This is a genomic window from Dyadobacter sp. CY351, from assembly GCF_021502625.1.
GTDB lineage: Bacteria > Bacteroidota > Bacteroidia > Cytophagales > Spirosomataceae > Dyadobacter > Dyadobacter chenhuakuii.
On record NZ_JAKFFU010000002.1, the window covers coordinates 491,462 to 507,346 of the forward strand.

General features: G+C 47.0%; 7 protein-coding genes. 6 read left to right on the forward strand and 1 reads right to left on the reverse strand.

Features of this window, described 5'->3' with window-relative positions:
- The first annotated feature begins 53 nt into the window (after window positions 1-53).
- The 6 genes from L0660_RS04105 (at window position 54) to ppk1 (ending at window position 13,384) form a co-directional block, all read left to right on the forward strand.
- Window positions 54-929: a ThuA domain-containing protein gene (locus L0660_RS04105; protein ID WP_235158286.1), complete on the forward strand. Its 876-nt coding sequence runs from the start codon at window positions 54-56 to the stop codon at window positions 927-929.
- 46 nt (window positions 930-975) lie between these two features.
- Entirely contained in the window at window positions 976-4,149 is a 3,174-nt protein-coding gene (locus L0660_RS04110; protein WP_235158287.1) for a PVC-type heme-binding CxxCH protein, read from the forward strand.
- Window positions 4,150-4,357: 208 nt separating this feature from the next.
- Entirely contained in the window at window positions 4,358-6,919 is a 2,562-nt protein-coding gene (locus tag L0660_RS04115) for a beta-galactosidase (protein ID WP_235158288.1), read from the forward strand.
- Between the two features lie 203 nt (window positions 6,920-7,122).
- Complete coding sequence (locus L0660_RS04120) at window positions 7,123-8,823, forward strand: hypothetical protein (protein ID WP_235158289.1); 1,701 nt, start codon at window positions 7,123-7,125, stop codon at window positions 8,821-8,823.
- A 117-nt stretch (window positions 8,824-8,940) separates the two neighbouring features.
- Complete coding sequence (gyrB, locus tag L0660_RS04125; protein ID WP_233795692.1) at window positions 8,941-10,896, forward strand: DNA topoisomerase (ATP-hydrolyzing) subunit B; 1,956 nt, start codon at window positions 8,941-8,943, stop codon at window positions 10,894-10,896.
- A 169-nt stretch (window positions 10,897-11,065) separates the two neighbouring features.
- Window positions 11,066-13,384: a polyphosphate kinase 1 gene (gene ppk1, locus L0660_RS04130; protein ID WP_235158290.1), complete on the forward strand. Its 2,319-nt coding sequence runs from the start codon at window positions 11,066-11,068 to the stop codon at window positions 13,382-13,384.
- Here the strand turns inward: ppk1 and L0660_RS04135 are convergent, their stop codons facing one another.
- Window positions 13,385-15,859 (reverse strand): bifunctional UDP-N-acetylmuramoyl-tripeptide:D-alanyl-D-alanine ligase/alanine racemase, encoded by a 2,475-nt coding sequence (locus tag L0660_RS04135; RefSeq protein WP_235158291.1) that lies wholly within the window; start codon window positions 15,857-15,859, stop codon window positions 13,385-13,387.
- Window positions 15,860-15,885: the final 26 nt, after the last annotated feature.

Here is a 15,885-nt window from a genome sequence, read left to right on the forward strand (position 1 = left end):
CGTATTTTACGTTATATCCTGACAGTCCCACTTTGATCCTAAAACTCTTTACCATGAATGTACGTAAGCGTTGCTTCGTTCTCTGCGCTTTGTTGTTTGGCGTTTTGCTGCACATTAACACAACATTTGCCCAATCCACTACTAAAAATAAAAAGCCGGTTGTCGTGTTTGTGACAGGCGACCATGAGTACAGCGGCGAAGAAACACTGCCGATCATTGCCGCCGAACTTGAAAAGAACTACGGTATGAAGGCCATTGTCCTCAAAGCTTATCCCGGGCCCAACAGTGAGAATGACATTCCAGGCCTGGAAGCGTTGAAGGATGCCGATCTTGCCGTTTTTTATCTTCGCTGGCGGCAGCTTCCCAAAGAACAACTGGCGCACATTGATGCCTATCTCAAATCAAAAAAGCCATTAATGGGCTTCCGGACAACCACCCATGCATTTAATTATCCAAAAGGAAATGAAAATGAGAAGTGGAATGCATTCGGGGAGTTTGCGCTGAATTCGCCTCCGGGCTGGGGCGGCGCTGCCAAGCATACCCATTATGGCCATAATAGCAGCACGGATGTAACAACCATTCCGGATCAGGCCAAGAATCCGATTTTGACAGGTGTTACAACACCATTTCATGCAAGATCATGGTTGTACAGGGTCCTTCCTGATTATCCTACCAAAGGTTCAACATTGCTTTTAATGGGCAAATCTGTTGACCCGGATAAAGAAGCAATTGAAAATCCGGTTGCCTGGACCGGGACCAATTCATTTGGTGCAAAGATGTTCATGACGACATTAGGCCATCCCGACGATTTTAAAATTGAGTCTTTTCAAAGGCTGGTTATCAACGCTATACATTGGGAATTGGGCATGAAAATTCCTAAATGGAAAGGCAAGATGGACATCAATGTGCAGTATAGAGAAGCAAAATAATTGAAATAATACATCCTAAATCCCCACTTAAAGCTTATCAACCGAAATGTCTAAACCCAAAAGAATCAGTATATACACATCGCTCATTGTGTTCGGACTGATCATTATCGCATTTAGTGCCTTTCAATTCAATAGATCAGCATCATTAACCATTAAAAAGGGCTCCCGCATTGTATTGCTGGGGAACAACCTGGGTTCGCGGATGATGAATTACGATAATTTCGAAACGGAGCTGCACGTGCGCTATCCCGAGGAAATGCTCTACATCCGCAATATGTGCGATGGTGGCGACACCCCGGGTTTTCGGCCGCACGCAAGCCGTAACCTGCCATGGGCCTTTCCGGGAGCTGAAAAGTTCCAGACCGAACTGGCCAACCCATCGCAAAGTGAAGGACATCTGGACACGCCGGATCAATGGCTCACGCGCTTGAAACCGGACGTGATCATTGCATTCTTTGGCTATAACGAGTCATTTCAGGGAAAAGAGGGACTTGAAAATTACAAGGCTGAGCTGGACGCATTTATCAAACATACATTAAGCCAGAAATACAACGGAGCTGCAGCGCCGCAGCTGGCCATCGTCTCGCCGATCGCTTTCGAAGATCTTTCAGCCAAATTCGACCTTCCCAATGGCAAAAAGGAAAATGAGAACCTGGCGCTTTATGCAAAAGGAATGAAAGAAATCGCGGCAAAAAACAATGTGCTTTTTGTAGACGCATTTGCGCCTTCGAAGCAATGGTATGCCGATAGCAAAGAGGATCTGACCATTGACGGCTCGCAATTGAATGAGGCTGGCTATAAAAAGTTGGGCGTCCTGCTTGCAGACCAGGTTTTTGGCAAAGCATCACCAAAAGCAGAGGCCAACCGGAAAATGGTGAAGGACGCTGTGGATGAGAAGAACTGGATGTGGCACAATGATTTCAAGATCCCGAATGGTGTTCACGTTTATGGGCGTCGTTACAATCCTTTCGGTCCTGATAATTATCCTGCTGAAATAGAGAAAATCCGTGAGATGACGGATATCCGGGACAAGGCGATCTGGCTTGCAGCATCGAAAGGCCAGAAAACGGACCTTGCGGCGGCAGATAAAAACACGAAACCCCTGCCTCCGGTCAAAACGAATTTTAATCCTGACAAAAACGGAAGCCTTCAATATTTGTATGGGAAAGATGCACTTGCCAAGCTGAAAGTGCCGGAAGGGTATAAAATCGAGCTTTTCGCTTCGGAAGAGGAATTTCCGGATCTGGCAAAGCCTATGCAGATGTCATTTGACAACAAAGGCCGTCTGTGGATCGCGACAATGCCAAGTTACCCGCATTACAAGCCGGGCGATTCAAAACCGAATGACAAGATCATTATCCTGGAAGATACCAATGGCGACGGAAAAGCGGACAAGCAAACCGTTTTTGCAGATGGGCTGCATTTGCCGCTTGGTTTTGAGATCGCTCCGGAAGGCGTCTACATTTCGCAGGGAACAAATCTGAAATTATACACAGATACGAATGGCGATGACAAAGCGGATAAAAGTGAAATCCTGCTCAGCGGATTCGACGATCACGATACGCACCATAACAGCCACGCTTTTACGGTTGACCCTTCGGGCGCTATTTATTCAGGTGAAGGGGTGTTTTTGCATACCAATGTTGAAACTTCTTACGGGCCTGTGCGGGCAACGAATGGTGGATTTTACAGATATGCGCCGCAATTGAGAAAATTGGAACGCACCGCGCAGCTTTCGATCCCAAATCCCTGGGGCATTGCATTTGACGACTGGGGACAGCCGTTTTTTGCTGAAACTTCCAGTCCGGATGTGCGATGGATGTTGCCGGGCTCCATTTTGCCCCGCTACGGAGAAGCCAACCATAAATCGGTTCAGCTGATAGAAGAAAAACACAGGGTAAGGCCCACTTCAGGTCTGGAATTTGTTTCCAGCCGCCATTTCCCGGATGAATTGCAAGGCGACTTTCTGATCAATAACACGATTGGTTTTTTGGGGACAAAAGAACATACATTAAAGGACGACGGCACGGGATACAAAAGCACGCACCGCATGGACCTGATCGTAAGCGAAGACCGCAATTTCCGTCCGGTGGACATGGAATTCGCCCCCGACGGCTCCCTTTACCTTATCGACTGGCACAATATCCTCATCGGTCACATGCAGCACAATGCCCGCGACCCTTTGCGCGATCACTCGCACGGCCGCGTTTATCGTGTTACGTATCCTTCGCGCCCGTTGGTAACGCCTGCAAAAGTGGATGGCGCCAGCATTGATGCGCTTTTGGAAAACCTGAAATTGCCAGAATACCGCACGCGTTACAGGACCAGACGTGAACTCAGAGGCCGTAATGCTTCGGAAGTGCTGCCAAAAATTACCAAGTGGGTTGCCGGACTGGATAAAAATGATCCAAGATACGAACACCACCTGCTGGAAGGATTATGGGTAACATGGGGCCTTAATAAAGTGGACCAGAAGCTGTTAAAGCAGGTTTTGAAGGCAAAGGATTATCATGCAAGGGCTGCGGCCGTACAAGTTGTGCGTTACACGGGCCATCAGGTGCCGGATCAGGCCGACCTGCTGATGCAGGCTGCACGGGACGAAAACAGCCGGGTTAGGCTTGTAGCCATTGTCGCTGCTTCGTGGATCGAAAAAGAGAAAGGGCTTGCTGTGCTGGCAGAAGCGAAAAAGTTGCCGCTCGATGACTGGACGATCCATGCATACGAAGGCGCGCTGGCCCACCTTAATGGTGAGAACATGAAAAAAGAAAAGCAGGAAGTGACGCAAACGGCACTGAAAGGCAAAGCGCTCGAATTGTATACATTAGGCAAAACTATTTATGCAAAAGAAGGATATTGTGCAACTTGCCATCAGCCTGACGGAAAGGGGCTTACAGCGTCCGGGTTCCCGCCATTGGCAGGCACCCCTTGGGTGCTGGGCAGCGATGAGCGGTTGATCAAGCTGGCTTTGAAAGGATTGCTGGGGCCGATTGAGGTCAATGGACAGAAATATCCTGGTCAGGTGCCTATGACGCCATTTGCCGGCTTGCTGAATGATGATGAAATGGCTGCCGTGCTTACTTACGTCAGGAATTCATTTGGAAACAAAGGCCCGGCCATCATGCCTGAAAAAGTGAAGCAGGTAAGGGCTGCAACGGAGAGCAAAAAAGACTTTTATTCTCCTGACCAGTTGCTGAAAGAGCATCCGCTTGAAAAAATGTAGACTACATTGCTTTATACAAAAAGGCTATTTTCCGAAGGGGAAATAGCCTTTTTTTTGGTTTACGAATTCATCTGCGTTTCGGTTGTAACTCGGCGGTTATAGTATTATTTCATTTAATATTATTTAAAAATGAATAAAAAGCCATGCTATTTTGTAGAATTTCTTACATTTGAAAATCGAATAATTTGTAAATGTGGTGTTTGAAAATATGAGAAAACGTATATTCGTAAAATGGCAGGCTAATACTCTTTTCTTCTCTCTTTCCCTTTTTGTTTCCCCGCTCGACTTATCAGCTCAGCAGCCCCGCTACTTCGCAGTTTCCATGGTCAATGAAAATGACAATGCGTCTTTGCCAACCATTCAGGCGGCGAAGGACATTGGATTCAATGCTGTGGCACTTACGGTGCAATGGGGAACTATTGAAGGAAAAATTTCCAGGATTCTGAAAGCCGAGAAAGGAGGCGATTACAATGTTTGGAAGCAGTATGACGACCAGATTTCCCTGGCCACTTCGCTGGGGATGAAAATAGCGCTTAACATTGCTGTCAGCACCGGCGATGATGTTACAAACAGCATTTCCGACCGCTATGGCGTAGATACGGGCGATGGCTGGAAAAAGGAAGAGCGCATGCTGGTGGTTAACTATGAAGGGCAGGAGGCCGTTTTTCAAAAGCAAGGCGGTCCGATAAGGCCTAACATTAACCTGCAATTTGTAATGACTTCGCTTGCTGCGCAATCCACGCGTGACCGCATTTCCGCATTTGCAGCAAAGGTTATGCAGCGTTACAAATATTTGCAGGATCAGAACAATCTGCTGTATGTGAACCTGATATACTCACGCCAGGGTGAAGGTGAGTTTGATATGGGTTCTACAAAATATCACTATGAGCAGCAGCTCGATATGGTCAATGCGCTGACGGATTACTCGCAGCCCATGACCAATGCATACAGGAACTGGCTGAAAGGAAAATATGGATATATCGAATATCTGAATGCTGCCTGGGGCACGAACCATTCGTCATTCGACCAGGTTTCGCCAAAGCGGCCTTCCGGTTCCACGTTTACCGGCCCGGACGGAACCGACTGGTTTACATTCCGGACGCTGATTTTAAAAGAGACCAATAATCTGTTCAAGAACGCGGTCAAAGGTGTAAGTCCTAATACAAAAGTGATCACGCACCACGGATCGGTTTACGATAAGATTGCCCGGTCGAGGGGCACGCTTCATTTTAACGAGATCGGTGCAGACCTGGATGGTATCAAGATCAATGATGAAGTATATTATGATCACCGTTTTGCAATAGATCTGGTGCGGTCCAACCTGCCGGGGAAACTCTACGTGAACGAAGCGGCCTATGTGACGGGAATGGAATCGGTGGAAAGCATTACAACGGAAAGTTTTACACACGGCGCCCATGTGGTAACCATGTTCTATCTCGAAAATGCCCTGAAGTCTCCCAGTGCGGTTAATGCATTGAAAACGCTCGCTTCCAATTGGGTAACGAACAAGACTGTGATCAGTCCTGCACCCAGCAATTCAAACACCTTCACATTGTCCAGCATGATCGACAGTGATGGCTGCCGTACAGTACGCGATACTTACTGGAACGACTGCGACGCTTACATCCGGTGGAGAAACACTTTTGACAATGGTGGCGGAAGGCCCATCAACTTCACAATGCAAAATGATGTGGTGAAGCCGGGCTGCTTTTATAAAGATCTTTCACTTGCCGGCAACGGACAGCAGTCAGCCTCCATCATTCCGGACGGGAAATTCGTCCATATGACGGATGCAAACTGTAAGCTGATCTCCACCGTTAAGGGTTCCGGCCTCACGAACGGCACCGATAACTTTACAGCGAAAGTTGACATTGATAACCAGGTGAATTCGCACGACGGACAGCCTTATGTGCAACGCCATTTCAAACTGACTCCGGGCGGCACGAACCCAACAAGTGCCAACATTACGTTATATGTCAGCCAGGAAGAGCTTACCGCTTTTAATGCAATGAGTACAGTCAAGCTGCCTGAGAATGCAACGGATTCCGACCGGTTCCGGGCTAACCTCAGGATCCTGCAATGGCACGGCGACATGAAACCCGGCAACCCGGATTTTACGATCGACCCGAACGACGATGACATTCAGTGGGATGGCATACTCAATCTCTGGCGGATAAGATTTAACGTAAACGGATTTTCAACATTCTATATCTCAGCCGTTAATGCAGCACCGCTGCCCGTGAACCTCGTTAATTTCAATGGGAAGAAAGAAGAAAACGCGGTTTCGCTTCACTGGCAGACTTCCGAAGAAACCAACAGCGATCATTTTGAGATCCAGCATGGCGTGGACGGAAAGCAGTGGACAAAGATAGGAGAAGTGGACGCAGCGGCAGAAAGCAAGGTTTTGAAAAGCTACCATTTTGTCCATTCGTTTCCGGTGAATGGCAAAAACCTGTATCGCCTGAAAATGGTGGATCAGGACGACACATTTGCTTATTCGCGGATCATTTCAGCCGCATTTGAAAATGCTGAGAAACTAACGCTATATCCGAACCCTGTCACTTCGGGCACCATTTTTCTGCAATATTCCGGTGCGGCACCCACGGTGACGCTCACCGATATTACCGGCAGGACCGTTCCCGTAACCACCGAAAAAACCAGCCCCGATCAGCTGAATGTGAAGGCAAAAACGCGGTTAATACCCGGCTTGTACATTCTCAATGCAGATTATGGCACCAAGCAGGTCCGGTATAAAGTGGTTGTGGATTAAGCCAAAAGAAACATTTGGAATTACTTGGAGCGGGCGTTATGCCCGCTCTTTTTTGTATTGCGCCAATCCGGTTTCCGCATTCGCCTGCGCGTAAAAAAGGCGTTGAAATTTAAGAATCCGGTTATAATGGTTTAGTTTTGAATTGATAAATGCTGGGTTTAAATAAATCAGGGCTACAAAATTCAATTCACTTTCCGGTTCATATGAAGTCACGATTTCTCTCGGGTGTCGTTATATGCTTGGTCATTCTTGTATACTTATTTTACAATTTTTATTATTCCGTCAACTTTCCCTACCAGGACGATTTTCTCTTAATCCAATTCATTGAAGTGGTTTCCCAGGGCGGGCTCGGTGTTCTTGGCCTGATCACTGAGCTCTTCCGAACATTCAATGACCATAAGGCAGTGGTGCCGAGGCTTATCGCCCTTATCGAATACAGCATCACCGGGCATCTCAACTTCCGGTTTTATATCGTGCTTGTTTCGATCAATGTAACATTCATTTTCTATTTCATTTACCTGCAATACAAGAAGACCAGGCTGCCGCTTTATTATTTCATTCCTGCCGCTTTCCTGTATTTCCAGCCGCTTTATTACGATGTCTCTGGCTGGGCACTGAACGGAATGCAGCATTCGTTCCTGACGGCATTCACGGTCAGCGCCATTATACTGGCTTCCCGCCGCACTAATCTGTCGCTGTACGGCGCGATGCTTTGCTGCTTTCTGGCCACTTTTACGCATGGGAACGGAATCTTGTCCTTTCCTGCGATCATATTCTATTTCCTGTGTTTCAAGGACTTCAAGCGGGCCATTGTTTCAGGCGGATTCATGATCCTTTGCCTGGTGATCTACCTGGCAGGTTACGAATCAGGGCAGGCCGTCAGCCTTCCTAAGGACCTGGGGGTATTTTTCTCATCGCTTTTCGGATTTATTGGTTCGGCCATGTCGCTGTGGGCGTTTCCGGAGCTATTGTCGGCAATTTGGGGCGCGGTCATTATTGCGTTTATGGTATACATTGTTTGGCGCGTGGCCGCAATCTATTTCAACAAGCCCGTCAATGTTAAACCCGGGACGGCTGAGCTGCTGGCGTTGTTCGCATTCATTTTTATAACAAGTCTGGTAATTGCGCTTTTCCGTTCGTGGGCGGGCAGCACCATAGCAAGCCGGTTCCAGATCTATGCGTCGCTGTCGACCGTGATGTTTTATATTCTGTTGCTGGATTACAGCTCATTCTTTCGCAGGAAAGCGGTATTTTACACCATTACAGCGCTGAGCGTGTTCTATTGCGTTTATTCCTATTACAAATTTACAGGCACGGTTGCGATCAAAAGAACGACCTATCTCGCCGATGTATACAACTGGAAAACAAACCGCAATATGTTTTCGGTTGAAAAGACCATCATCAGGAATGGCAGCTTTTATCTGATACCAGGCTACGAAAAAGGATTTTTCCATTTGCCGGAACCCGTCGTTGAGCGCGACGAGCTGGATTCCATGTTTAACGCGAACGCCACGGCTGCTGGAAATTACGCGCTTTACGTGGAGGACTGGGACATTGAAAGGGTCGTGCGGCAGGGCGTCGAACACCTTACCGCTTACTTCGTGGCAAGTAATGCGGCTCCCGGAGGAAAAGGCCTCGCGGGTGATCGCTTTTTGGTTTTGAGAGACCAGAAAACGCGTGTGATTCATCTCTTGAATGCCAATCCGAAAATAGATTCGAGAAAGGAAATCATCACTAAAATGCACTATTACAAAGCAGGGTTCAACACTTTCCTGAGGGAGGACGATCTCGTTCCCGGAACTTATGACATGGGGATTCTGGACGTAAGCAACAACGGCCAAAAGACGTTTTACAAATTAGATAAATCCCTTTTTGCATCTGGCTCCGCATACAGCCTGAAATAGTATTTCAGATGTGATCCCAATGTTTTTTGTGCTAGGTTAAGCGGTAAAAAAATCGTATCTTTACGGGCTTAAAAAGCCTGAAAATGGTTCTTTTTATCCAAGTGTAAAACAAACTATATGTCAAACGAAGCAGTGATTGAAGTAAATAGTTATTCAGCCGAAAACATCCAGGTTCTTGAAGGTTTAGAGGCCGTTCGTAAGCGTCCGGCCATGTATATTGGTGACACTGGTTTTAAGGGGGTTCACCATTTGATTTGGGAGGTTGTCGACAACTCCATTGATGAAGCGATGGCTGGCTATTGCGACACCATCAATGTTACAATTGAGAAAAATAACTCCATTACTGTTCAGGACAATGGCCGGGGGATTCCAACCGGAATGCATACAAAAGAGAAAAGATCCGCGCTGGAAGTCGTTTTGACGGTTCTTCACGCCGGTGGTAAGTTTGATAAAGATACGTATAAGGTTTCCGGTGGTTTGCACGGTGTAGGGGTTTCCTGCGTAAATGCACTTTCAATTCATTTGAGAGCAGAGATCCACCGCGAAGGAAAAATATTCGAGCAGGAATACAGCGAAGGTAAGCCTCTTTACCCGGTAAGAGTGATCGGTGAATCCGAAAAAACAGGGACATTTATTCACTTCCTGCCGGATGCAACCATTTTCACAGTTACAGAATACAAATACGAAACCGTAGCAACACGTCTCCGGGAATTATCCTATTTGAACAAAAGAATCCGGATCACCCTGGAAGACAAACGTGAGGAAGATGAGGACGGCAAATTCAGAGGTGAAGAGTTCTATTCCGAGATCGGTCTGAACGAATTTGTGACTTACCTGGATGCAACCCGTCAGCCTTTGATTCCTGCGCCGATCCACATGGAAACGCTGAAAGGAACTGTTCCGGTGGAAGTGGCGATGATGTATAATACGTCTTACAGCGAGAATGTATTTTCCTATGTAAACAACATTAACACCATTGAAGGAGGAACGCACGTTTCCGGTTTCCGGGCGGCCTTGACAAGAACATTGAAAAATTACGCTGAGAAATCAGGGGTTCTTGCCAAAGAAAAAATCGAGATCAGTGGGGACGACTTCCGGGAAGGATTAACTGCTGTAATCTCGATCAAAGTTCAGGAGCCTCAGTTTGAGGGCCAGACTAAAACGAAGCTTGGAAACTCTGAGGTGACCGGCGTAGTAAGTCAGGTGGTGTCGGAAATGCTTGATACATATCTGGACGAACATCCGAAAGAAGCACGGGTTATCATTGATAAGGTTATCCTGGCCGCCAAAGCACGTATCGCTGCTAAAAAAGCACGCGAAATGGTGCAGCGGAAAAATATCCTGACTGGAACCGGCTTACCTGGTAAGCTGTCCGACTGCTCCGAAACCGATCCGAATGTTTGCGAGTTGTACCTGGTCGAAGGGGACTCTGCGGGCGGAACGGCGAAGCAAGGCCGTAACCGCGCATACCAGGCGATTTTGCCACTTCGTGGTAAGATCCTGAACGTGGAGAAAGCACAGGAATACCGGATTTACGAAAACGAGGAGATTAAAAATATGTTCACCGCAATGGGTGTGCAGATCGGAAAAGACGGAGATGAAAGAGCTTTGAACATTGACAAGCTTCGTTATCACAAGATCGTCATCATGACGGATGCGGATATTGACGGTAGCCACATTCGTACATTGATCCTGACCTTCTTCTTCCGCTATATGAAGATCCTGATCGACCACGGCTACATTTACATTGCGCAGCCGCCGCTTTACCTCGTGAAAAAAGGACGTGAAGAGCGTTATTGCTGGACAGAGGCACAAAGAGAGACTGCTATCCGGGAGATCGGTGCAGGTCGTGAGGAATCGGTTAACGTACAGCGTTACAAAGGTTTGGGAGAAATGAATGCGGAACAATTATGGGAAACAACCATGAATCCGGATAAAAGAAGCCTTAAACAGGTTTCCATTGAGTCAGCAGCAGAAGCAGATCATTTATTTTCTATGCTGATGGGCGACGAAGTGGCTCCTAGGCGTGATTTTATTGAGAAAAATGCCAAATATGCACGTGTGGACGTGTAGCTTTTGACCCCTATAAGTTTTGGAAACGGATGGCTGTCAATCGCAGCCATCCGTTTCTGTTTTTCAGACTAAGATTTAACAGAAACTTCATGTTAGGAGAAACATTAGATTCTTAGATTCGTTGAATTTTTAATAGCCATTTATAACACAACCCTTAAAGAATTCAAATATGTCCGGCTCAACCGATCCCATATATAGCAACGGAAAAAAGGGCAGATTAAATAATCTGTTTGCTTTTTTTAAAAGTACCAAAGGCACAGCTTCCCTCGAAGACAATAAGATCATCAGCCCGCCTACTGAAAAGACCAACACGCTGGTTCAGCAGAGTGACCTGATCAGCCGGGATCTGAGCTGGCTGAAATTCAATGACCGCGTGCTCGACCAGGCAACTAATGAGGAACGAAACCTTTTTGACCGCCTGAAATTTCTGGCTATCACATCTTCCAACCTGGACGAGTTTTTCACGATCCGCGTCGGGAGCCTTTATAATTATCTTGATTTTGGAAAAGAGCGGCTTGATTATTCCGGTCTGAGGGAAATCCCTTTCCGGAAGGTGCTCATGCGTGAAGCGCACGAGTTTGTCAGGAAGCAGAATGATTGTTATAAAAATCAGCTTTTACCGCTGTTTGAGCAGCACGGTTTCAAGATCATCAAGCTGGATGCAGTCCACGACGACGAAAAGGCCGCTGTGGAAGAATATTTCGAGCGGACGGTATATCCGATGTTAACCCCAATGCTTTTTGATTATACCCACGCATTCCCGGTTTTACTCGCGAAAGTGCTTATTCTGGGTGTGATCACGCAGGTGAAAGGCACCAGCTCCGAGGAGGACAGGAAACTTTCATTTGTGCAGTTGCCGCTTAATCTGCCTCGTTTCTATGTAATCGATCGCGAGGATGAGCTGTTGTTTTTGCCCATTGAGGACATTGTCAGGGAATACATTCACAAGCTTTACCGCAATGTGGACATTGTTTCCACCAATCTGTTCAGGATCATCCGCAATGGTGATTTTTCCCTGGAAGAAAGCGACGATGTAGAGTCGGATTTTATTGATGAGATCAAACAAAAGATAAAAAGCAGGCGTCTGGGACGTGTAGTGCAGGTTTCCATCGAGCATGATACCAATCCTGATTTGCTGAATTTGTTCAAAAAGCGTTGGGAAATAGACGATTATAATATTTTCCCGATCGATGGTTTTATCGATTACACATCATTCTGGGGCATTATCAAGCATCCCGAGTTCAAAGACCAGATTCCGGCGATCCACCCGCCTGTGCCTCCGCTTGGGCTGGACAGGGAACGTATTCCGGACATTTTTGAAGTAATGCGTGAGCGGGATATCTTGTTACACCACCCTTACAACAACTTTGAGCCTGTCTTACAGCTTTTGGAACAAGCAGCCGAGGATCCAAAAGTTTTGTCTATCAAACTGACCATTTACAGGTTAGCAAAAAATTCCAGGGTTACAGAAGCATTGCTGCATGCGGCCGAAAATGGTAAGCACGTAGCCGTTCTGTTTGAGGTTAAAGCGCGTTTTGATGAAGAAAACAACATCAGGGAGGCACAAAGGCTGCAAAAAGCGGGTTGCTTTGTGATCTATGGTATTGGTTTACTCAAAACCCATACAAAACTGCTGCTGATCGTTCGTAATGAGGGAAATCGCGTGTTGCGTTACGCGCATTTGTCGAGCGGGAATTACAATGAGGACACTTCGAGGCTGTATACGGACACGGGTTTACTGACCTCCAATGAAAAATATACGGAAGACATTTCTGAATTTTTCAATGTTATCACCGGACATTCGATTCCGTCGGAATATCAGAACCTGATTACTGCGCCGCGTTATATGCGTGATAAATTGGTAGAGCTGATCCAGCAGGAAGCCAAGAATGCGCAGGCAGGCTTGAAAAGCGGTATTTGCATCAAGATCAACTCGCTGGAAGACAGGACAACCATTCTGGAACTTTACAAGGCATCCGAAGCAGGCGTTCCGATCAAATTAATTGTGCGTGGAATGTGCTGCTTGCGTCCGCAAAGGGTGGGGTTGAGTGAGAATATCACGGTCAGGTCGCTGGTAGGAGACTTTCTGGAGCATTCGAGAATATTTTATTTCCATCAGAATGGCGATCCGGTGGTTTACGGCGGAAGCGCTGACGCTATGGTGCGCAGTTTCGACAAGCGCATTGAATCCCTCTTCAAGCTCGTGGACCCGCGCGTACGCCAGGAAGCGATCCACATTCTGTATTATAGCCTGCACGACAATGTGAATGCTTACGAAATGCAGGAAGACGGTAGTTATATCAAATGCGAAATTGAAGAAGGCACTGAGCCTCTTAACGTGCACGAGGCATTCTATACCGTAACGCTCGACCAGGTTATGGCCACGCATTTGTTTGAGGATGAGCCGGTTCGCCCATCCCGGCCGGAAGTCCCCGAAGCCATCGCAACGGGGGAGTTAACAGAAACGCCAGACGAAACGCAGGTTTAGTTATTCTTTATAAAAAACCCTTTTAACACGGTCCCCGATTCCTGTCAGGATTTCATAAGGGATCGTGTTAATTTGTTTGGAGAGTTCGATAATCGGCATTTCTTTTCCAAAAATAATCACTTCGTCGCCTTCGTTGACAGTGGCTCCCGTGACATCGATCATGGTCATATCCATGCAAATGTTGCCAATTGTAGGGCATAGCGTGCCATTTACCCACACTTTACCAGCTCCATTTCCTAATCCGCGGTCGTAGCCATCCGCATAGCCGATGGCCAGTGTGGCAATGGCGGCGTCGTGGTCCAGATGCCCCCGCCGGCTGTAACCGACTGTTTCACCTGCCGACAGATATTTGATTTGCGAGACAACTGTTTTTAACGTGCCCACTGACTGCAAGGCCTGCTGCTCCTGCCCGGTTGCTTCCACGCCATAAAGCCCGATGCCCAAACGCACCATATCCAGCTTATAATCCGGAAAACGAACAATTCCAGCTGAATTCAGCATGTGCTTAATTGCAGTATAACCGAGTGCTGTTTCAATTTGCTGTGCGCCTTCATGGAAAAGCTCGAACTGCTGTTTTGAAAAAGCATTGTGAACACCTTCGTCCGCGCCGACAAGGTGGGAGAAAATAGAGGCGACCTTCATGTGGGGATTTGCCTTCAACATTTCAATCAGCCATTCCAGATCATCTTTTACAAAACCGAGGCGGTGCATGCCTGTATCAAGCTTCAAATGCATGGCTGGGATCTCGGCGGTGAACTTATTCTTGTTTACAAATGCGATCCACTCGGTAAAAATGCGCTGGCTGTAAATTTCAGGTTCAAGTCTGTATTGCAGCAGCAGATCAAATGCCTGGGAAGTAGCATTCATCACCATAATCGGCAATGTAATGCCGCTTTGCCTTAATGCAACACCTTCGTCGGCATAGGCAACGCCCAGGTAATCCACGCGGTGAAATTGCAGGAGAGAAGCCACTTCGGAACTGCCGGTTCCATACGCAAATGCCTTCACCATTGCCATGATCTTGGTCTGAGCCCCGACTTTTGACCTGTAAAAATTCAAATTATGGGATAATGCATCCAGATTGATCTCTAAAACCGTCCCATGCGCTTTTTGCTGCAACCGCTGAACGATTTTTTCAAATGAGAATGGTCTGGCTCCTTTGATCAGTACAAGGCTGTCTGATAAGGAGTTGAAAGGAAATTCGTGCAAGAATGTGGCCGTATCGGCAAAAAAGTGGGTCATCTTAACGTCAAACAATGAAGCCTGACTCCCGATTTCGGGCCCTATGCCGATCAATTGATCAAGTGCCTTCTCTTTCAGAAGCTTGGCAACTGTTTTGTAAAGCTCTGCGGGCGTTTGTCCCGTTTGTAATACATCGGATAAAATGACCGTCTTTTTCTGGCGCTGTTCCTGCTGGGCGAGAAAGTTCAGTGCCATGGAAAGTCCCTGCAAATCATTGTTATAGGCATCATCAATAATGTAATTGTGATTGATGCCTTCTTTCAGTTCCAAACGCATGGAAACCGGTTTCAGCAGCCGGATGCCTTCCTGGATTGACGTATTTGAAAAACCAAAATCCAACAAAAACACGATGCAATGCGTGAGATTTTCAAGCGAAGCGTCATCGGTAAATGTGGTCTCAAACTTCTGGTTGCCGAATTTGCCAGTCAGTGAAATGGCCGTTTTGACTTTGTCTTTTTGATACGAAACAATGATATCGGCACCGGATGCCGGTTTTCCCCAGCTGATCGTCTGCAAAAAGGAGTTTACGGGTTTTAATATCAGGTTGATTTCTTCGTCGAGCTCCGTATAATCCTTGCGGTAAATGAGTTTTCTCACCTTCGTAAAAAGCCGGAGCTTTTCGGTGATCTTTTGCTTACGGCTTTTGAAACCATCGTCATGCGCAGGGCCGATATTGGTAAAAATGCCAATCGTTGGCTGCATAACCGGTTGCAGATATTCCATTTCGTGCGCACGTGAAATGCCCGCTTCGAAAATGCCTAATGTATGTTGTTTTCCAATGTTCCAAACGGATAATGGAACACCGATCTGGGAGTTATAACTTTTCGGACTCGCCACGATGGTCGCCTGCGGAGAAGCAAGCTGGACGAGCCATTCCTTTACAATTGTTTTGCCATTACTGCCTGCTATGCCTACCACGGGAAGGTTGAACCGACGCCTTCTTTCCGCCACCAGCGACTGCAAAGCACGAATGCTGGAAGGCACAATCCATATGATGGCATCGTGCCAAACCGCTGTCTGCCAACGCAAAGACTCTGAATAAGCAGCTTCTTCAACCACAAATTCGCGCACACCGCTTGCATACAACGCCGGTAAAAACTGGTGACCATCATGACGGTCGCCCTTAATCGCGAAAAAGATACTCTGGCCAGGAAATGAGATCTGGCGGCTGTCCGTAAGCAGGTAAGCAGCGTCGGTAGTGATTGTTTGAAAGCTGTTTGCAGTAATGTTCATTCCAATGCGGTTTTCAGGCCACAAAG

Coding starts and splice junctions, on each gene's coding strand:
- L0660_RS04105 (WP_235158286.1), top strand. CDS start 54: ATGAATGTACGTAAGCGTTGCTTCGTTCTCTGCGCTTTGTTGTTTGGC.
- L0660_RS04110 (WP_235158287.1), top strand. CDS start 976: ATGTCTAAACCCAAAAGAATCAGTATATACACATCGCTCATTGTGTTC.
- gyrB (WP_233795692.1), top strand. CDS start 8,941: ATGTCAAACGAAGCAGTGATTGAAGTAAATAGTTATTCAGCCGAAAAC.
- ppk1 (WP_235158290.1), top strand. CDS start 11,066: ATGTCCGGCTCAACCGATCCCATATATAGCAACGGAAAAAAGGGCAGA.
- L0660_RS04135 (WP_235158291.1), bottom strand. CDS start 15,859: ATGAACATTACTGCAAACAGCTTTCAAACAATCACTACCGACGCTGCT.
- L0660_RS04120 (WP_235158289.1), top strand. CDS start 7,123: ATGAAGTCACGATTTCTCTCGGGTGTCGTTATATGCTTGGTCATTCTT.
- L0660_RS04115 (WP_235158288.1), top strand. CDS start 4,358: ATGAGAAAACGTATATTCGTAAAATGGCAGGCTAATACTCTTTTCTTC.